Annotated in this window: 16 protein-coding genes and 1 pseudogene; 6 read left to right on the forward strand and 11 right to left on the reverse strand. The window is 37.8% G+C overall.

The features are described 5' to 3' along the window. Positions 1-217: 217 nt before the first annotated feature. Together ABIB40_RS17600 and ABIB40_RS17605 are read right to left on the reverse strand one after the other, a co-directional pair. Entirely contained in the window at positions 218-1,453 is a 1,236-nt protein-coding gene (locus ABIB40_RS17600) for a cation:proton antiporter (RefSeq protein WP_354360712.1), read from the reverse strand. A gap of 24 nt (positions 1,454-1,477) precedes the next feature. Further along, positions 1,478-3,364, reverse strand: coding sequence for a mechanosensitive ion channel family protein (locus ABIB40_RS17605; RefSeq protein ID WP_354360713.1), 1,887 nt, complete (start codon positions 3,362-3,364; stop codon positions 1,478-1,480). 265 nt (positions 3,365-3,629) lie between these two features. On the opposite strand from ABIB40_RS17605, the gene ABIB40_RS17610 reads away from it, so the two are divergent. After that, positions 3,630-5,507, forward strand: coding sequence for a potassium transporter Kup (locus ABIB40_RS17610; protein WP_354360714.1), 1,878 nt, complete (start codon positions 3,630-3,632; stop codon positions 5,505-5,507). Between the two features lie 180 nt (positions 5,508-5,687). Here the strand turns inward: ABIB40_RS17610 and ABIB40_RS17615 are convergent, their stop codons facing one another. Beyond that, a complete protein-coding gene (locus ABIB40_RS17615) occupies positions 5,688-6,764 on the reverse strand; it encodes a mechanosensitive ion channel family protein (protein WP_354360715.1) in 1,077 nt (358 codons plus the stop codon). 284 nt (positions 6,765-7,048) lie between these two features. On the opposite strand from ABIB40_RS17615, the gene ABIB40_RS17620 reads away from it, so the two are divergent. From ABIB40_RS17620 to ABIB40_RS17635, 4 genes are all read left to right on the forward strand, one after another. Continuing rightward, complete coding sequence (locus ABIB40_RS17620) at positions 7,049-7,600, forward strand: hypothetical protein (protein WP_354360716.1); 552 nt, start codon at positions 7,049-7,051, stop codon at positions 7,598-7,600. 100 nt (positions 7,601-7,700) lie between these two features. Next, positions 7,701-8,198: a cupin domain-containing protein gene (locus tag ABIB40_RS17625; protein ID WP_354360717.1), complete on the forward strand. Its 498-nt coding sequence runs from the start codon at positions 7,701-7,703 to the stop codon at positions 8,196-8,198. Between the two features lie 161 nt (positions 8,199-8,359). Further along, positions 8,360-9,088, forward strand: coding sequence for an acyl-CoA desaturase (locus ABIB40_RS17630; protein WP_354360718.1), 729 nt, complete (start codon positions 8,360-8,362; stop codon positions 9,086-9,088). A gap of 282 nt (positions 9,089-9,370) precedes the next feature. Further along, complete coding sequence (locus tag ABIB40_RS17635; RefSeq protein WP_354360719.1) at positions 9,371-11,830, forward strand: TonB-dependent receptor; 2,460 nt, start codon at positions 9,371-9,373, stop codon at positions 11,828-11,830. Positions 11,831-11,909: 79 nt separating this feature from the next. On the opposite strand, the pseudogene ABIB40_RS17640 reads toward ABIB40_RS17635, so the two are convergent. Both ABIB40_RS17640 and ABIB40_RS17645 read right to left on the reverse strand, forming a co-directional pair. Beyond that, positions 11,910-13,106: pseudogene (locus ABIB40_RS17640) on the reverse strand (ABC transporter substrate-binding protein). A 57-nt stretch (positions 13,107-13,163) separates the two neighbouring features. Next, positions 13,164-13,448: a hypothetical protein gene (locus tag ABIB40_RS17645; protein ID WP_354360720.1), complete on the reverse strand. Its 285-nt coding sequence runs from the start codon at positions 13,446-13,448 to the stop codon at positions 13,164-13,166. A gap of 34 nt (positions 13,449-13,482) precedes the next feature. Here ABIB40_RS17645 and ABIB40_RS17650 point away from each other — a divergent pair, with 34 nt between their 5' ends. Then, entirely contained in the window at positions 13,483-13,935 is a 453-nt protein-coding gene (locus ABIB40_RS17650) for a substrate-binding domain-containing protein (protein ID WP_354360721.1), read from the forward strand. Between the two features lie 528 nt (positions 13,936-14,463). Here ABIB40_RS17650 and ABIB40_RS17655 read toward each other — a convergent pair. From ABIB40_RS17655 to accB, 6 genes are all read right to left on the reverse strand, one after another. Continuing rightward, a complete protein-coding gene (locus ABIB40_RS17655) occupies positions 14,464-15,858 on the reverse strand; it encodes a LutB/LldF family L-lactate oxidation iron-sulfur protein (protein WP_354360722.1) in 1,395 nt (464 codons plus the stop codon). Positions 15,859-15,961: 103 nt separating this feature from the next. Then, positions 15,962-17,599 carry a M28 family peptidase gene (locus ABIB40_RS17660; protein WP_354360723.1) on the reverse strand — a complete coding sequence of 546 codons (1,638 nt, stop codon included), beginning with the start codon at positions 17,597-17,599 and terminating at the stop codon, positions 15,962-15,964. 10 nt (positions 17,600-17,609) lie between these two features. Further along, on the reverse strand, positions 17,610-18,038 hold the full coding sequence (rpiB, locus tag ABIB40_RS17665) for a ribose 5-phosphate isomerase B (protein WP_502931068.1): 429 nt from the start codon (positions 18,036-18,038) through the stop codon (positions 17,610-17,612). A 43-nt stretch (positions 18,039-18,081) separates the two neighbouring features. Next, entirely contained in the window at positions 18,082-18,966 is an 885-nt protein-coding gene (tatC, locus tag ABIB40_RS17670) for a twin-arginine translocase subunit TatC (protein ID WP_354360725.1), read from the reverse strand. A gap of 86 nt (positions 18,967-19,052) precedes the next feature. Continuing rightward, positions 19,053-20,396, reverse strand: coding sequence for an acetyl-CoA carboxylase biotin carboxylase subunit (gene accC / locus ABIB40_RS17675; protein WP_354360726.1), 1,344 nt, complete (start codon positions 20,394-20,396; stop codon positions 19,053-19,055). Positions 20,397-20,483: 87 nt separating this feature from the next. Continuing rightward, positions 20,484-20,960: an acetyl-CoA carboxylase biotin carboxyl carrier protein gene (gene accB / locus ABIB40_RS17680; protein ID WP_354360727.1), complete on the reverse strand. Its 477-nt coding sequence runs from the start codon at positions 20,958-20,960 to the stop codon at positions 20,484-20,486. Positions 20,961-20,992 lie beyond the last annotated feature (32 nt).

Genomic DNA, 20,992 nt, shown 5'->3' on the forward strand with positions numbered 1-20,992 from the left:
TTTTCAAAGTTTCCGAAAACAGAAACATAAACAACTGTAAAACAATATATTGAAAAACAAAATTTATAAATTCTAGCTTTTATCGGACATTAGTGAATTAATATATATAAATCAAACGGCGGCAAATAAATGATATACGCTCTTGGGTTTATAAGGCCGCGTTTTAGTTGGCAGATTTCTTTTTTAGTTATAATGAGCTTTAATAAGTTAACACAGATTAATACTTTAATTTTTTTGCTAAAGCGCCAATGGTTAATCCTTGTACTAAAATAGAAAACACCACGATAATGTAAGTAATGAGCACAAATTGATCCCTATACATATCTGGGCCTAAAGAAAGCGCCAAGGCAACCGATATTCCGCCTCTTAAGCCTCCCCACGTAAGTATGGAAACTACGTTTTTCTCAAACTTAACCTTAAATCGAAGTAGAAATATCGGTATCAACACAGAAATCCATCTACTAAACAATACTACCAAAATACAAATCAAGCCAATGAGAAATACTGTGATGTTTGTTTTTATAATCAACATTTCCAGGCCAATAAATAAGAAGAGTACTGCGTTAAGGATTTCGTCAATCATTTTCCAAAATTTCCCTAAATAATCTCGGGTAATATCGCTCATGCCATCTCTTTTAGATTTATTGCCTGTTATTAGTCCAGCAACTACCATGGCTAGCGGTCCAGATACGTGTAATCGACCTGCTATAAAATAGCCGCCCATAACTATAGCGAGGGTGATAAGCACCTCCACATTATAATCGTCAATGGATTTTAAAGCGTAGTAACCAATATAGCCAAGTATGGCTCCGAACACCAGGCCGCCCATTGCTTCTTCCAAAAATAAAATGCCCACATCGGCTAGGTGAAATGTGCCCGAGCTGGAGCGCGCAATTTGTACCAGACTTACAAAAATAACTACTGCAATGCCATCGTTAAATAGTGATTCTCCAGCAATTTTTAATTCCAACGATTCTGGGATTTTAGAACGTTTTAAAATGCCCATTACAGCTATGGGATCTGTTGGAGAGATTAGCGAGCCGAAAATAAGACAGTAAATGAATGGAATTGGGATGCTAAACCACACTAGGATTTGCCATAAAATTCCTCCCACCAAGAAAGTTGAAATAAGAATACCAACGGTTGCAAGTACAATCACTGGTACGCTTTCTTTCTTTAGCTTTGCCGAATCTATGTGTATCGCGCCAGCAAATAACAAAAAGCTTAGCATAAAATTCATCAACACATCTTGAAAATCTACAGAAAGCGCCAATTGAACAGCTTTTTCTGATACGAGCGATTTCCCGTTGCCTAAGGTTACCAACAAAACGGAGCAAATGAGCGAAATTGCCATAATCCCTATGGTTGGCGGCCATTTTATGAAACGATGGTTTATGTAGGCAAACAAAGCCGCTAAAACAATCGTTATCGCAATAATCTCTTGAGTACTCATTGGCTAAATATAATTTTTACTACTCTATTTTGGTTGTTGCTGTTCTGTTTTAAAGGCTGGAGCTACGTAATCTTTCGGGAGATAATCGGTAGGTACCGTAGTGGTGTTTCCATCTCTCATAGCCCTATAATGTGGCGACATAATTTCTACCCCTGCTTCGTTAAACTTATCTTGGATGTTTGCGTGCAGATAAGAATAAATTACCGACTGTCTGTTTGGCTGTTTTGTAAAGGCATTTATTTTGTAGCTCACATAATAGTCGTCTAAGCTAGTTTGCAACACGTAAGGCTTTGGTTCTTTTTCTATCATTTCTGTGCCCAATGCAGCGTCTATAAGTAATTGATGTACTTGTTTCCAAGGCACATCGTATCCAATGGTAACGGTAGTATGAACAATTAGCCCATTGCCGGTAGCTTCTGCACTAAAGTTGATAGTGTGGTTTGTCATTACCGTAGAGTTTGGAATGGAGACCACTTCGTTTTGTATAGTACGAATGCGGGTTACTAGAATGGTTTTTTCCAAAATGTCTCCGACTACTTCGCCAATCTGCACACGGTCGCCTATGTTGAAGGCGCGCATATAAGTAAGCACCAAACCTGCGACCACATTGCCCAGCGCCCCCGCCGAGCCAAAGGTAAACAGTACACCAATAAATACTGACACGCCTTTAAATATATTACTATCTGAGCCAGGAAGGTAGGGGAAAATAACTATGAGCATAAATGCTAGAATCAAAACCCGCATAATTTGATAGGTCGGGCTTGCCCAATCGGCGTAAAAACCGTTAATCCTTAAATTTCCGTGTTCAATCTCAGTTTTTAAAAATTTTAAAAACCGTAGCGCATATCTAAATACCACTACAATAACCAAAATGGTGATTAGATTTGGAATGTAATCTAAAATAGATTTACCAATTTTCTTTACAGGACTAAGAAAGTAATTGATCAGGTTATCAGACAGGTTTCTGGTAAATGGAAATATACTAAACAACACAGGAAGAGCCAAATACACCAATAAAATAATTGCTCCCCACCTTATAATTTTTATAATAAGGTCAAAAAGATTTACTTTTCTTTCAGCGGTGAGTACTTCGAAATTCTTAATTTTGAAACCATCTTTAAATAGTTCGGTATGGAGTTTTATTTTTTCATTAAGGCGTTTTAAGAACCGATTAACGCCATAAATAAGGGCTACTACAACTGCAATAACGAGCAGCGTTAAAAGTATTTCCTTTAGCAAGGTTTGCCAACTATTGTCTTTTTGATGTTTAATTATAGCATTACCTATAATTATTTTTAGGCTGTCGGCTAATTTAGCTCTAGGTTGGTTTGCCCACAGTGCATCCTGGTCCGAAACAGAAGTCAACAACTTATTTTTATAGACCAGATCCAAGGTTTGTTCTGCTGGTACAATAGCTATCGAGTCTTTCTTAAAATCCAAATTTTCACTAACCTGTTCCATTCTTAGGGCAAGCGCGTCAGCTCTATCCAAGGCCGTAAAGCTTCCCAACTTTGCATACAAATAGAAAATGGTATCTCTATCAAATTTTACCGGAAAGGCCTTAACAAATTTTCTTAGCGAGTCTATTTTCCCCTTTTGTTTTACTGAATGAAGGGAATCTTGCTTTTTTAAGTCTGTTAATGCCTTTAGTAAAACAGCCTTTTGGTCTGTATCTTCTGGTTTAAGATTGGCAAACTTATTCTTTAATTCCGTTCTTTTTAGAGAATCAGAAAGTCTTTGTAAAGAGAGCTGCGTTACTGCGTTTAACTGCTTGTCTCGTTCGGTATTTGCGACAGAGTCGATGCGAGTTTTTACGGAATCTGTTTGTATAACTACGGGATTTTGTTGAGCTCTAAGCAGTATTGGGACAAAAAAAAGGATAAAATATAGCAGCAGGAATATTTTTTTCATACATTCATTAATTGAAATAAAAGTAGAAAAAAACATTGAGCTCTGCTAACTGTTTTGATCACCACAATTTAACCACTAAATTTTTAAAATGCCAAAACACAAAAAACTAGGCGAATTAGCTTCCACCGCTATCTGTGGTAATGATATTACTTCTTATTCAAAATGTAAGGCAATTCATGAACTTTCGAAGCGTAAATACAAGAATTAAAATTTAATCATATTTAAAAAAAACTTGCGCTAGTTAGCGGAATGAATCTTATCATCAATGACGAATAATAGTAAACAAACAAAGTCGAATTTATCCATAATCACGTTAGGTGCCCTAGGAATAGTTTTTGGAGATATTGGTACTAGCCCACTTTACGCCATGAAAGAGTGCTTTTTTGGAGAGCATGGTATGAAAGTTAGTGAACAGAATATCTTTGGGGTTGTATCTCTAATTTTTTGGTCTTTAATATTTGTAATCAGTATTAAGTATCTTTTGATAGTAATGAAAGCCGATAACAAAGGGGAAGGTGGAATTATGGCGTTGATGGAGCTAGTTTTGCCAAAAAAGAAGGGAAGATCTTATCTCACAATTCTGTCTTTAGGACTATTTGGAGCAGCACTGTTGTATGGCGATGGCATAATTACTCCGGCCATATCGGTGTTAAGCGCCATGGAGGGTTTAGAGATTGCAACACCTCTCTTTAAGCCGTTCATCATTCCAGCAACCATTATAATTCTCTTTTTCTTGTTTTTTTTCCAAAAAAAAGGCACTGCTAGTGTTGGTAAAATTTTTGGCCCAATTCTTTTACTATGGTTTATTGTTCTGGCAGCATTAGGATTTAGCGCAATCTTCAAAAATCCAACGATTTTAAAAGCCCTAAACCCGATCTATTTTATAGAATTTTTTACCTTACATGGCTTTACTGGACTTTTAGTTTTGGGAGCTGTTTTTTTAGTGGTTACGGGTGGAGAAGCTTTGTATGCAGATATGGGTCATTTTGGTAGAAAGCCAATAAGGTTAGCATGGTTTCTTGTGGTCTTGCCTAGTTTGGTAATTAATTATATGGGTCAAGGTGCTTTGATATTAAGCAATCATCATCTAGCGGCCAATCCTTTCTATTATTTAGCACCCTCTTGGGCTTTATATCCTTTGGTTGTTTTATCGGCAATGGCAACTGTGATTGCATCTCAAGCTGTAATATCTGGTGCATTTAGCTTAACACATCAAGCAATACAGTTGGGGTTTTTGCCTCGTTTTCATGTTATTCATACGTCCGCAGATGAACGCGGTCAAATTTATATCCCTCAAATAAATTGGATGCTTTTTATTGCAACTATTGCTTTGGTTATTTCATTTAAAAGCTCTAGCAATTTAGCTGCTGCTTATGGTGTTGCCGTTACCACAACGATGCTCATTACCACATTCTTAGCCTTTACGGCGATGACAAAGTTGTGGAAATGGAATTTTTATATTGCCGTTTCAATCACTCTATTTTTTACAATCATTGATTTGAGCTTTTTTTATGCTAACATCATTAAGATTCCCGACGGGGGATGGTTTCCGCTGTTAGTTGGTATTCTTATTTATGTGTTAATGACCACTTGGTACAAAGGGAGAAGAATGTTGGGAATTAAGCTTACTAAATTAACAGACCCCTTGAAAAAATTTATTATAAACTATAAAAAGGATGTTTCTCAAATTGTGCCTGGAACTGCATTTTTTTTAACTGCAAACCCAAATGGTACTCCGCCAACCTTGGTTAATAATATTAAGTATAATAAGGTAATACACGAAAAAGTAATCATAATGAGCATTAAAATTGCTGGGGTTCCCTATTTAGATTTAGATGACCATATAGAAATAAATAAACTAGATGGAAATATATGGCAGGTGTTAGTTAATTATGGGTTTATGCAGCAACCAGATATTCCGAAAGTGATTGAACTCCTCTGTGAGCAAGATTTGATAAGTGACAAGGTTGATATTGTTTACTTTTTAGGAAAAGAGTCTATTGTTATTACTAAAAATACAGGAATGAGTCCGTGGCGCGAATCTTTATTCGACTACATGAGTAGAAATTCAGAAAGATTTGCCTCTTATTTTAATCTTCCATCAGAACAGGTTTGCGAAATCGGAACACAGATTAGGTTATAAGATAATCTCTAAAAGCTTTGTAGACAGTCAGTTTTTTGAATCCAATCCTAATGAGGCAATAGAAAAATATGTTTATGGATATCAAACTTTGAAAATGACAGTATAAGCTGATTCTGAGATATCATACATTTGTGAAGATTCCATTAAATTTCCTTGCTTAAAGATCTTAGAGGCGTAAGGCTAGTTATTTAAGCTCATTTCAACTTCATTTTTTTGGTTTTCTTGGTTTTGCATAAAAACGTTTCGAGTTGGGATGGCAAAGGTAATTTCACGTTCTTTAAACGCCGCGTGGATTTCTAAAAAAATAGCCTGTTGTTTATCCATATACACGCCATAATCAGAACTTAATACATAGAAAACAAACTCGAAGTTTAAACTGTAATCCCCATAGCCAGAAAAATGCCCTCTATCAAAGGTTACGTCGCGTTGGTTCTCAATAATGTCTTTTACAAGTTCTGGTATTTCGGCCAGAACTTTGTGGTCGGTTTGGTATACAACGCGCAGCGGAAAAACGATTCGTCTTTTTTCCATGCGTTTGTAGTTATGTATCCTAGAATCTGTTAGGTCTTTGTTGGCACAAATCAATTGCTCGCCATTCAGCGTTTTTATTCTAGTGGTTTTTATCCCAATATATTCGATGTTACCGCTTTTATCATCAACCACCACAAAATCCCCTATTTGAAAAGGTTTGTCGAAAAATATTACAAAATAACTAAATAAATCTGCCAATACAGCTTGGGCAGCCAATGCTATGGCAATACCGCCAACGCCTAAACCGGCAATCAGAGTAGTTACGTTGTAACCAAGGTTATCTACCAAAAAAATACAGCCCAATATCCAAATCACGAAATTGCAAATTGCGATTAGCCCGCCTGCCTGTTTTTCCTTTTGCTCTGCATCTTCTTCTCGTTCAATAAAAGAATAAATAAATTTTTTAAAAGCGTTGCTAATAATTCTCAACACAAAAAACGTTACGCAAACCAGATAAGCAACATGTAATGTAGTAACTAGTTTTTGTGGAAGCTTCAGCGTGGAAACTGCGAAATAGATTGAGCTAATATACAATAGGGGGATTATCGCCCGCTCAATTAATGATACGACAAAGTCATCCCAAGTAGTTTTAGTTTTTTTTGTCCATATTTTAATACGTTTTAGAATAACTAGTTTGCAGATTTTAACCGCAATAAAGGTTATTGCAATAATTCCGATAGCTATTGCCCATTGGTAAATTTCATTGTCCCAAAAAATTTGGTTCATGATGTTTCTCATAAAGCTTCTATAGTTTTTGCAGACGAAAAATAATAGTCCGCATGAAACGGGAAATCTGCATGCGTATAGCCAATGTTATGAGCGGCTTTTGATACATTATCGATTTTCCTAAAAAAGTAACTGCAAATGTACCATAAATTAAGTAAGTATCAAGACGTAGCTTATAAAAGACTGTTTTACAGTATAATTATGTAATTTTTTATTTGCATAATTCACGGCAATCGCTTAGCTTTACTTAGCGTATTTTCGCTCGAAAACTAAATAATTAACCTATGAAAAATGTAATTGCTTTTTTTTGCATGCTATCTATTGGAGGGGTTGCGGTACATGCACAAAAATATGTGCCAGAAATAAAAGAGAATACCGTGGTAACTACTAATGCTACTATTCCATCTGGAACTTTTCCTGTTGTGTTCACTTTTGGTAAAATGACGCCAGGAGTTGATCTTATGTGGTCCGTAGATGGTTATGGCGATGGTACTTTCGAGATGTCTAAAGAAGCGGTTGAAAATGCAACCGGTTTTTCTATCGGTCAACCTCAACTTGGAACCACCAAGTTTGATGATAAAACAGCCTTATTCATTTCTAGAAAGGCATATCAAGATTTAATGTCGAATAAGATGTTTATGTACGATGGGTTAAAGTTTACAACCGATACCACAACGCACCCAAAATTTATGCTTAACGAGAAAGAAGCAGATGTTAGTTATGTTAAAAGCGAAGATGGAAAAGTGACAATGACCATCTTAAACAATCCGTTAATACCGCTTACGTTAGAGACCCATGGCCAGGAAACCGATATTTTGATTACCGAAATTCGGTAAAATCTTATAAAAAGCCCAAATAACTTCTCTATTTGTAGAATTTTAGCCTTATTTTTGCACTTTAATCTTCCCAATTTTAAATAAAATAGATTTAGTAAAAATGGCAATCGATAAGAGAAAAGAATTCGAGGAAATAGCAAAACGGTTAGATAGCGAAGGATTTAAGGTGGTAAGCAAAGACGAGGAAAGACCTTGGGGTGGTTTCTTTGTAATAGACGAAGACCAGGCACAGCAATTCGCCGATACTTATTTTGACGGCTTAGACGTAGATAACCTAAAGATTGGCGGCAAATTGAGCCCAAAAATTTTAGTCGTTGCTCCAGATAAACGTTTATCTTGGCAATATCACCACCGTCGTGCAGAGATATGGCAAGTGGTAAAAGGAACTGTTGGAATAGAGACAAGCCCTACAGACGAAGAAGGCGAAATGAAAAAATATCATCCAGAACAGCAAATTAAGTTGCAACAAGGAGAGCGTCATAGGCTAATTGGTTTAGATGATTGGGGTGTTGTGGCCGAAATATGGCAGCACACCGATGCGTCAAATCCATCAGATGAAGACGACATTGTACGTGTACAAGACGATTTTGGTAGATAAACATTTAAAATAATTTATCCTAAAACACAATTCTGTTTGGGGTTGTGTTTTTTTATTCCACATTAAAAAGAGCGTTTCCGGAAAACAAATCTTTTGAAAATTGTATCGAAAAGAACTGCTAGCCCATTATTTTCGTTAATAGAGTAATTTAGTACTGTTAAATGATCATATTAATATTTTTTCTTTGCCATTGGTTTTTGTCTCTTTTTAGCCAGACCTTTTTTCTCCATCGATATTCATCTCACAAAATGTTTAAAATGGAGCCGTTTTGGGAAAAATTCTTTTACATTGTTTTGCTCGTGTCACAAGGCTCTTCTTTTCTAAATCCAAGAGCGTATGCCATTCTTCACCGTATGCACCACGCCTATAGCGATACAGAAGAAGACCCGCATTCGCCACATTTTTTTAGAGACGTTTTTGGGATGATGATCGCTACCAAAAATATGTATATGGATTACCTCCATTTTAAAAAAGAACCCGAACCTGCTTTTAGAGGGAGCTATCCAGAATGGCCTTTGATAGATGCCATTGGGAATTCTTGGGCTTGGCGCATTTTCTGCGGCTTGTGCTATATTGCTTTTTACGTTGTATTTGCCAACCATTGGTGGTTGTTCTTATTGCTGCCAATCCATTTTGTAATTGGGCCGTTGCACGGAGCAATTGTAAATTGGTGTGGACACAAATACGGTTACGCTAACCATGATAATGGTGATCATAGTAAAAACTCATTACCCTGGGATTTTTTATTGATGGGGGAGTTGTTCCAGAACAATCACCACAAAAAGCCAAATAATCCAAACTTTGCCAACCGTTGGTTTGAGTTCGATCCAACTTATCCTGTTATGAAAATGCTGCATTGGATGCGGATTATAAAGATTAGAAAACTTTAAATTCTTTAGTAAAACTCTTATTCAAATTTCTAGCTTACACATTCTTGGTGTACTAATGGCCGTTTAAAAATATTTTTAATTTTTAATAGATAGTTTTTCAGCAATGAGGAGGAATATACCTAATTACGTAAAAATACTTTTTTTTGAAGTAAAATATTTTCAATATCTGCGTCTTTATTGAAAAAAAAATGCAGATTCGCAAATTGAATTTGAGACTCACACCAAGAGGCTTTTTTGGGAGAGTTTTGTCTTTTTCTGTCTTAAACTAACTCATCGTGATTTATGAAACGTCTTCTCGTATGTTTTTCTTTACTCGTATTTTATTTTAATTCATTTGCGCAATTGCCTACCGGTTTTGGGGGAAATAAGAAGGCTGTTGTTAACGGTAGAATATCTATATCAATTAAAGATTCTCTAAGTAAAAAACCAGTTAACTATGCAACTGTTTCGCTAATTAATAGCAAAACTCAAAAGCCGGTAAATGGTGGAGTGACCGATAATGACGGGAAAATAATTCTTCAAAATGTCGAAGCTGGGTCTTATGTATTAAAGGTTGGTTTTATTGGGTACGTTACAAAAAGCGTAAAAGTAGTAACTACAGAAAAATCACTTGATAGCAATATTGGAACGGTATTTTTGAAACCCAGCACAAATACCCTGGCAGATGTTAAGATAAACGGAACTCATGCCGTAATCGAAAACAAAGTTGATAGAATGGTTTACAACGCTGAGGCGGATGGAACCAACGCTGGCGGCGATGCCACCGATGTAATGCGCAAAGTGCCGATGTTATCAGTTGATCCTAGTGGAAACGTTCAGCTGCGCGGCGCTTCTGTAAAAGTACTCATCAATGGCAAACCGTCTGGCACCATGGCTGCTAGTGTATCCGACGCATTAAAAATGATTCCGGCCGAGCAAATAAAAAGTGTTGAGGTCATTACAAGTCCATCTGCAAAGTACGATGCAGAAGGCTCAGGAGGAATTATCAATATCATCTTAAAAAAGTCTAATGCTCAAGGAGTAAGCGGAAGCGTAAGTGCTTCGGTTGGAACTAGGCAGAACAACGGGGCTTTAGATTTGACCGCAAAAACCGGTCGCTTAAGTGTAAACGGTAATTTTGGAACAAACGTTGCGTACGCCCAAGATTCTAGAGTTGTCGTTGTAAATAATACCACTTTTCCGAATGGCACAACTAATAACGTTGCACAAAACGGTGTTTCTAAATGGAGCAGAGGTAGCTATAATGGTGGTTTTGGTATAGATTATGATTTTAATACTTACAACAACATCAGTTCTACTGTAAAGTATAGCAGGTTTAATACTGGAGGGCCTGGTATTGCAGATTATATTATAAATAACTTGCCTGCCAGCAATGTAAGCGATATTAGTATTTTACGAAATAACATAGACTGGAACGTTGATTATACCAAAACAACTAAAAAGGAAGGTGAAGAATTTACCGTTTCTGGACAATTGTCTTCGGCAACAAGTCCTACAAGCATCAATAACACGTTAACTTCGGCAGCTTTTCCCTCGGGTTTTCAAACCATCAGCGACAATACTGTAAAAAATGACGAATATACCGGCCAAACGGATTATACGTATCCATTTAGCAAAACGACTATATTAGAAACCGGTGTCAAAGGAATATTTAGAAGTGTAAAAAGCCAATATGGAAGTAATAATGGAAACTTTGATTATAACCAAGACGTTGCTGCGGCTTATGGAGTATTAAGTTTCGACCTGACCAAAAAGGTAAAGTTTAAAGGTGGTGTACGGGCAGAATACACCAATATAGGTTTCAATACAAAAACCAATGGAAACCAGAAAAATGATTATTTTAATTTATTCCCGAGCCTTATTCTCTCACAGACGTTAGCAAAAGGAGCAACCATAAAATTTAGTTATAATAGACGTGTAGAACGCCCTAGCCAAATTTATTTAAATCCATTTAGAAACGAGAGTGATCGTTTTAACGTAACTGAGGGAAACCCGCAGTTAAACCCAGAGTTAAGCCAAAATTTCGAAATTGGATATAATACATTTATTAAAGGCTCTATAATTAATGCCTCTATTTTTTATAGAAATACAGCTGGCGTAATAGAGAAGTCTATCTCTCCCTTAGTTGAAAACGGACTGAGCAAAGTCTTGTCGACTTATCTAAACGTAGGCCGCTCTAAAAGTTATGGCTTAAACCTGTTTGGAAGCTACAATCCAAAACCAAAATGGACACTAATGGCCAATTTTGCCGCGAATACCTATGAAGTAACCAATACAGCTACCAATATAAGCACGGGTTCGTATCTAAATTATAGCGTTTTTGGGCGTTCGGCGTACGGTTTTGGCAAAGGAATTAATTTCGAAGTTTTTGGAGTAGCTACTTCGGCCAATAGAACCTACCAAGGAAAAACAGATCCGTTATATTTTTACGGCGCCTCGCTAAAGAAAGATATCCTAAAGAAAAAGGGAAGTATTGGAATAAACACATTAAATCCGTTTACCAAAGATTTACACATTCATACGCAAAACAATTCTATGGATGCAGCTGGCACGGTGTTTCAAAACAATAACATTTACTACCCACTGCGATCTTTCGGTATTAATTTTAGCTATAGCTTTGGAAAACTTAAGTTTAATGCAGATTCTAAAATTAACAATGATGATGCGAAAGGCAGCGGTCAACAGGGCGGTACTGGTGGCATTGGTAGCCCGGTTGGTGGCGCAGGCGGTGGACAGAGATAGACCTAGTTTTTCTTAGTTCTTTTTAAGATGAGTAAGCTAAGCGGATTGTGGTTTTAACCACTTACATTGTTTTGCAACATCACAACAGATTGATCATAGAAGATGGGTACCACTGGTGAATCATCCATAACAAGTTCATCCATTTGCTGGTAGAGCTTAAAGCGCTTTTGGTCATTTGGTTCATTGTAACTACGTTCAAAAAGTTTATCGAATTTCTTGTTGTAATACGCAGTAAAATTTGCCCAAACGGCACTTTGTTTTTAGAGTAGAATACAGATAGAAAGGTTTCTCCGTCGGCGTAGTCTGCCAGCCAAGAGCCTCTAAAAAAGTTTACATGGTTTTTTGCCATCAATTCTCGCAGGCTTGTACTTGGGCTTACGTCAATCTTTGTTTGTATGCCAATTGCATTTAACGAACCTTGTATAAACTCAATTAAATCTTTATAGGTTGTGGTGGTATTTAAAGTAATTTCTGGCAGTCCTTTTCCATTTGGAAACCCTGCCTCTGCCAATAATTTTGCAGCTTTGGTAGGATTATAACTGTATCCCTTTACTTCTTTGTCGTCAAAGCCAGGCATCCCTTTTGGTATAAAGCCACTTGTGGCGGCAATGCCAATCCCATTTCTTAAATACTTAACCAATTGGTCTCTATCTATGGCATAATTAATAGCTTGGCGTACTCTCTTAAACCCTAAAGGCGAATTTTTAACAATTGCCAAACTCGTGTCTACTGTGCACAGATAGGGGCTTTTTCTTAGTTGGAATTTACCCAGCTATTTTTTTGTCATGTGGTCGCTCTTGGTAAGAATATCATCGCGGTAGCTACCATTTCCGCTGCAATAGAAATCGAGGTCTTTTTTTAAGAAACTCATAAATCCGCTTTGCTTATCGCTGATAAATATTGCGGTAACAGCGTCTAAATAGGGTAGCGCTTGGTCTATAATATCTTTTTCGAAATATCGGTTGTTTTTTAACAAGACCAAAATCTCGCCTTCTTTCCAATATTTGAACTTAAATGGATCGATGCCAATCGGATGGCTTCTAAAGTTTTTTCCGTAATGCTCTATCACTTCTTTTGGTACTACAGAACAATATTGTGAAGTAAGTAGATTCATTATCGGCGGAAAAGGCTTTGTGAGCTTAATTTGGAGAGTGCTATCGTTCAAGGGGATAAAGCTTTGCTGATCCGTTACCTTGTCGCTGAATATCCACCCGCCCGATGAGGCAACTTTTGGGTCTACCAACCTATAAAAGCTATAAGCGAAATCGCTCGCCACTACCTTACTCCCTTTTCCGTTTTTAAATATTGGGTCATCGTGAAAAAATACATCGTCTCAGAGATTAAAAGTATATGTAGTTGCATCTGCGCTCACCTTCCAGCTTTTCGCAATGTAGGGAACAGTTTTTAGGGTACTGTCTATTTGAACCAAGCCGTCAAAAATCTGGTTTGTCATCCAAATGGCGTTTCGGTTGCGGGCAAATGCAGGATCTAAAGAGGTAAGTCCTTGATCTAGGTTTAACCTAAACGCGCTTTCGTTGTGTTGACTGGCGTTATTTTTGCAAGCAACAACTAAAACCGTAGCATAGAAACAAATTATATAGCCAATAAGCTTTTTCATGCTGCCAGATTATTATTTTTGTAAAAAATACACGATGGCTTTTTTAGATCATTTAACCGCAAACGTACCACCTGCTAAGATAGAAGAATTAACAGAACGTTTAGAACTGGTAGAACATAAAATTAAGTTTATGGATAGGCCGCCCGTGGCCTTTTTGAATGCAGATGCTTCGCCAAATTTTTATTTGTCAGAAGAAATTGCGCTCGCAGGTGGCATGGTGGGAAGAGACGTATTTGCAGCGGTATTTCTTGTTTTCTACGAACCAGGAAAAACACTTACAGATTTAATGCGCGAAGTACCAGCGGTTTTAAATCCAGAATGGCCTGCTGTTAAGAATAACCGGGTAATTTTATTAAATGACGATGTTAATAGGTCATTAACGGCAGAAAATGCAGTTGCACTTATCGAAGATATGGCAGAAATGATACATCCAGGAACGTTTGTGTTTGGTTATGAGGGAGATAAATGGATTAGATTTTCGGTATAGCTGCCATGAGGATTTAATCTCATTTCTTAACCGTTCCTTCGGTCTCATAAAATTGGCCCACCCTCTGTCTTTAGCTGTCCTATCCGGACGGGAGTCCTACTTTTTTCTTGAAAAAAAAGTAGCAAAAATTCAAGGCTGGCACCTCTTTGGGTAAAAAGTCGCCAAGCTGTTCAATGTTGATGCTTCGATGCCTTTCCCTTTGCTCTTTCCGACCCACGGCTGCGAATCCTCTTCGCCGCAGTAATCCGTCAGGTCTCTGCAAGCAGCTTTAGGCGTTTTTTCCTCCAAACTGCTGCTAGGCCAAGTCTAGCGCGGTGGCCAAGCGAAGCGGCTATAATGATGTTTAACCGCAGGATGAAATCGTTTGTTAATTTTTCCTCAACTAATATAGAGTCCATTAATTAATTATCACAATAATCAGTATAATTGTAATATAGGTTTTTTTTACATTTAGCTTTGTGCATTTTGCTTTCAGCCTTTACATAAAGCATTGTTAAAGCCCCTAAACGGAGTTTTGCCCAATTGATTTTAATCAATAACGTCTTTCTTATTCGACTTTTCGGCCCACTGTTTAGCAAACGATTTATCAGCTACTTTTGGTAGTTCGCGATGTTTTCCGAAACTCTTTTTAAAAAATGTTTTCAAGATAAAATTTTTTGTTGAACCACTAAAGAAATCCATCCACTTCCTGTTTTTCATCATTTTAGAGAACAAGTTCCATCCAATTTCCTCCACTTTGCTATTCTGATGGCTCTCGGTTGCATCTCGCCTGTTGAGCAAGAGCATTTTATGAATGTCTATTTTAACGGGGCAAACTTCAGAGCATTTTCCGCATAGTGTAGAAGCATAACTTAAGTGTTTAAATTCTTCCATCCCTTTTAAATGCGGGGTAATTAAAGAACCAATTGGGCCGCTATACGTGGTGTTGTAGCTGTGGCCACCAATATTTTTGTAGATTGGGCAAGCATTTAAACACGCCCCACAGCGTATGCAATATAAGCCTTGGCGTTGTTCTTTTTGTGCCAATAGATTTGTTCTGCCGTTATCAAGCAATACCACATACATTTCTTCAGGGCCATCCGTCTCGTTTTGCTGCCGTGGTCCAGTTAAGATAGAATTGTATACCGTTAAATTTTGCCCGGTACCGTGAGAGGCAAGTAGCGGCCAAAACAAATCTAGATCTGCTATAGACGGGATGATTTTTTCTATCCCAACAATGGCAATGTGAATTTTTGGAAAACTTGTACATAGGCGCGCATTGCCCTCGTTTTCGGTAATTGCAATACTGCCTGTATCTGCAATTAAAAAGTTGCCGCCAGATATACCTACGTCTGCATTTAAGTATTTATCTCGAAGTAATTCTCTAGCTTTTTGAGTAAGTTGTTGTGGTGTGGCATCTGCCGGAGTTCCAAATTTTTCGTGAAAAAGTTGGGCGATTTCTATCGCACTTAGGTGCATGGCAGGCGTAACAATGTGGTACGGTGGCTGACCCAGCAACTGCACAATAAATTCTCCCAAATCACTTTCTAACGATTCGACGTTGTTTTTCTCCAAAAAATCGTTTAGGTGTATTTCTTCGGTTGTCATCGATTTAGATTTGATGACCGTTTTTGCGTTGTTTTTTTGAATGATTTTTAGAATTTCTTGTTGAGCTTCTTCTACATCATTCGCCCAGATTATTTTACCACCTCGGCGTAGAAAGTTAGATTCAAATTCTGGTAAGAATTTATCTAAATTTTCCACTACCCGCCATTTAAGTACGTGCGCCTTTTTCTTTGAGTTTTCGAGGTCTTCAAACTTCTCTAAGCCCTTAGCAACAGCTGCATCGTATTTGCCAATATTATAATTAATGGTTTTACGATGTTTTAAATCGAATGCCTTTTCATCGGCTTTTTCCAAAAATTCTTCGGCAGTCTTAATCATAGTTCAAAGATAGGAAAAACCCTTGGCGGTAAAAATGATCTGCAAAAAAAGCCCTCTCAATTTAAAACTGAAAGGGCGATTGTTTCTTGATTGAAAACAGTTGTTATTTCAATGGATTTCCTTTTCCATCTAGATCTACAGTAGGTCTCTTAGCGCGGTTGGCTAACTCCCACGCGGTAAAATAGGTAAGTTTAGCCCTTTTGCACAATAAATTAAAGTGGATTTTGCTCACCTCATCACCTGGTTGATGATAATCTTGTTGCAACATTCCGTCGTAATAAAAAATGATGGGAATGCCTAATTTTGCAAAGTTATAATGATCCGAACGATAATAGATGCGTTCTGGGTCTTTAGGGTCATCATATTTATAATCAAGTTTCATTTTGGTATAGGTGGCATTTACCTGCTCGCTAAGTTTGCCCAAATCGCTGCTTAACATGTTAGATCCAATCGAGTAGATGTAGTTGGCAGAATCTGGCTTACCCAAATATTCTTCGCCAATACGGCCAATCATATCTGTGTTTAAATCGGCTATGGTATTTTTTACTGTAAACACCGGATGCTCAGAATACCATTCAGAACCCCAAAGTCCTTTTTCTTCTCCAACAACGGTCATAAATAAGATGCTTCTTTTTGGCCCTTTACCTGCTTTTTTTGCATTGATAAATGCTTTAGCCATTAGCAGAACACCTGTTGTACCAGAGCCGTCATCATCTGCGCCATTATTTACTTTATCGGTTGCTTCTGGATCATTTACCAAGCCAATATGATCATAATGTCCTGTAATAATCAAAACTTCTTTTTTTAAGTTAGGATCGCTTCCTTCTAAATAGCCCAAAACGTTTTCGCAGCGTACTGGCTTTTCTATTTTCATCGCGCTAGCAGAAATTGCAATATTTATCGTTTTCGAAGCAGGCTGCATGGTTGCGGCAATGGTGTGCTGAATGGAATCTACACTTGTTCCTGCCGCCTTTAAAATGCCGTTAGCAGTTGCGGTAGAAATAGATATGGAAATAAAAGGATTTGAATTCGAAGCTCCAGTTTCAGTAGCTTGTTTCTTTACAGAAACTACACCTGCTTTTTGGCGTTCAATTATATAATCAGAAGTTTTATCAAGAGATGGGTCTATTATTAAAACTGCTTTGGCTTTATTTTGATTTAAATAGCTCATCTTTTTGAAACGGGCCATCATGGTTTGTCTTCTATCTAATTTCTCTCCTGCCTTTAAAGTCGGGTTTCCATTTGCAAAAAGCATAACAACTTTTCCGGCAACGTCTATGTCTTTATAGTCGTTATAATCTCCGTTTTGTAAACCGTATCCAACAAAAATAACTTCGTCTGCGCTAAATGTAAAACCTTTTTGGCCTACAGAGCCATTAGGGATATAAAAGTCTTTAAACGCTTTTTGTGGTTTACCATCTATCGTAAACATGTGCTCTGTAATGCTATCGCTTACAAGATCTATTTTCTGAAAGTAATCGCCATTAATAGGGCCCTTTAATCCAATTGATTTAAAGTAATTGCGAATATAATCTGCGGCCATCCAAGCCCCTCTTGTGCCGGTTTCTCTACCTTCATATTCATCAGAAGCTAAAACCGATAAGTGTTTATAAGCTGCTTCTGGATTTATCGCTTTGCTAAATTTAACGGCATTTTTGCTTATTGGTAGGGGTTTTACTTGTGCAAAACAGCTTGTGCCAAATAGAGCTGCCGCGGCAATTGTTAAAAGTCTGGTGTTCATAATTAGGTATTTAGGTGTGGGGCGATATTTTGTCAATCCTTTTTTGATGTCTGCCGCCCTCAAAGGTTGTGTTTAAGAAAACAGTTGTAATTTCTTGTGCTTCTGGTAAAGATACAAACCTGGCCGGAATACAAAGGATGTTGGCATTATTGTGTTTGCGAATAAGAGAAGCAATTTCTGGCAGCCAACAAATGCCAGCCCTGATTAACTGGTGTTTATTTGCGGTAATGGCTACGCCATTTGCAGATCCGCAAAGTAAAATTCCATAATCGAATTCGCCACTGGCAACTGCCTCGGCAACGGGGTGTGCAAAGTTTGGGTAATCTACTGAGGCTGAATCAAATGAGCCAAAGTCTTTAACTTCGTAATCTTTTAAATAGCTTATCAAAGTTGTTTTGTAATCAAAGCCGGCATGATCAGAACCGATGGCTAATTTCAGTTTCAATGGATTGGGTTTTGGTTTATAAACTTAGTTTTTAGCTCTATTTTGCATAGAATTCTGTCTCTGCCTTTTTCTTTCCACGTTCTATATAAGCAGAAACATAAATGCTTAACTCATAAAGTAGAAACAAAGGCGTTGCAACAATCATCATCGTCATAATGTCTGGCGTTGGCGTAACGATGGCTGCAATAATTAAAATAATTACCGCAGCGTACCTTCTGCTGGACCTCATTAACTTTGGTGTCATAAAGCCAAGTTTCGAAAGAATAAAAATAACGATCGGCAATTCGAAGATAATTCCGGTGCCCAAGGTAAGGGTTGCTACAGACGATAGATAGGAATCTACCGTAAAGGTATTTTCGATTTCCTTACTTACTGTATAACCCGTTAAAAAATTAACAGAAAGCGGGCAAACAATGAAATAACCGAATAAAATACCAACTATAAAGAGTGCAGAAGCGAAGAAAACAAAGCCACTGGCTGATTTTCGTTCGTTCTCTAACAAGGCGGGTTTAACAAAACGCCAAATTTCCCACAGCAAATATGGGAAGCCTACAATAATACCGGCCATTACGCAGACGCTAAGCTGCAGGTTAAACTGTCCGGCCATTTCTGTATTGATGATTTTACCGTTTATCTGGGTAATGCACAACCCTTCACCCATAGACGGAAAGTGCGCCACCAATTCGCAAAGCATTCTATAAGTCCAAAAACTCGGTTTTTTTGGGCCGAAGATAATGGTGTCTAAAATGAATTCGTTGAAATAAAAGGCTACTCCCGTTAAACAGCCAATAACGATTACTGCCCTTATTAAGTGCTTTCTAAGTACATCTATATGGTCGAAAAACGACATTTCTGCTTCTAGAGTTTTTCCTTTTTCTCCTATGGTTTTAAGCAGGGGTTTTCTTTCTAATTTTTCGCTCATGTTGTAAATGAAAATACCATTCTTTTATTCTAGAATGGTATCTACGTGGTAAAGATAAAAATAGTTTAAGAATAAATTATAATTACTTATTTTTCTGAAAATTCGAAGGTCTCCATAAATTTTGTTGTAAAGTTCCCAGCCCTAAAATTTGGATCCTTCATTAGTTGAATGTGGAAAGGGATGGTTGTTTTTACGCCTTCAATTACAAATTCGCCTAAGGCGCGTTCCATGGTGCAAATGGCTTCTTCTCTAGATTGTGCTACGCAAATAAGTTTAGCAATCATAGAATCGTAGTTTGGCGGAATCTGGTAGCCTGCATACACATGCGTATCTACCCGAACGCCATGTCCTCCTGGCGAATGAAAATTGGTAATTCTACCTGGTGATGGGCGGAAATTATTAAAAGGATCTTCTGCATTTATGCGGCACTCTATGGCGTGCATATCTGGAAAATAGTTTTTTCCAGATATAGGAATACCAGCTGCCACTTTAATTTGTTCTTTAATTAAATCGAAATTTATCACTTCTTCCGTAACCGGATGTTCTACCTGAATTCGGGTATTCATCTCCATAAAATAGAAATTGCGATGTTTATCTACCAAAAATTCAATAGTACCTGCGCCTTCGTATTTTACAGCAACAGCTCCTTTTATGGCCGCCTCGCCCATGCGCAACCTTAGTTCGTCAGTCATAAATGGCGATGGCGATTCTTCTACCAGTTTTTGATGGCGCCGTTGGATGGAGCAATCTCTTTCTGATAAATGGCAAGCTGTTCCAAACTGGTCTCCAATAATTTGAATTTCAATGTGGCGGGGATCTTCTATGTATTTTTCTAAGTATAATCCATCATTGCCAAATGCAGCGCCAGATTCTTGTTTGGCGCTATCCCAAGCATGCTCAAATTCTTCGTCTTTCCAAACAACCCGCATGCCTCGCCCACCACCACCAGCGGTAGCTTTTAATATGATAGGATAGCCCATGTCGTTGGCTATCTTTATGCCTTCCTTAACACTTGTAAGCAAGCCCTCAGAACCTGGAATGGTTGGTACGCCGGCTTTCTTCATGGTTTCCTTAGCCGAAGCTTTATCGCCCATGCCGTTTATTTGCTCGGGTGTTGCACCAATAAATTTGATGTTATATTCTCTGCAAATGTTCGAGAATCTAGCGTTTTCAGAAAGAAACCCATAGCCAGGATGTATGGCATCTGCATTGGTTAGTTCTGCTGCCGAAATGATGTTGGGAATGTTTAGATAAGAATCTTTGCTTGGCGGTGGGCCTATACAAACGGCTTCGTCGGCAAAGCGAACATGTAGACTTTCTCTATCTGCGGTAGAATAAACGGCCACGGTTTTTATGCCCATTTCCTTGCATGTCCGGATGATTCGTAGTGCTATTTCACCTCGGTTTGCAATCAGTATTTTTTTAAACATATTTTTTTTCTTTTCGTCGGCCCTAAAACGTAAGGGGTCTTACCTATAAATAAAAAAATGCTGAAACAAGTTCAGCACGACGGTTTTTTAAATGGGTTCTACCAAAAACAAAGGTTGATCATACTCAATAGGAGAGGAGTTATCTACCAAAATCTTTACAACTCTGCCAGACACTTCACTCTCTATTTCGTTGAAAAGTTTCATGGCCTCTATAATGCACACAACTTTACCGGGCGAAACCTCATCACCAACATTTATAAACATTGGCTTGTCAGGACTAGAAGACCTGTAAAATGTACCAATCATTGGAGATTTTATGGTAATGTAGTTAGATTCTTCTGCTTCTTGTATTTTGGTTACTCCAGGTGCAATTTCTGTTGTTGGCGTTGTTGCACCAGGTGCGGCTGCCTGCATAAGTGGCATTTGTGGCATATTGGCATGCACAACAGTTTGCTCTTGGTTTGTTTTGATGGTAATTTTGAAGTTTTCTTGCTCTATAGCAACTTCATTTACCCCAGATTTAGCAACAAATTTAATGAGGTCTTGTATTTGTTTGATGTCCATTTTTAAAGCTTGTTTTGTCAAAAATAATCTTG

This window comes from Pedobacter sp. UYP30 (genome assembly GCF_040547165.1).
Classification (GTDB): domain Bacteria; phylum Bacteroidota; class Bacteroidia; order Sphingobacteriales; family Sphingobacteriaceae; genus Pedobacter.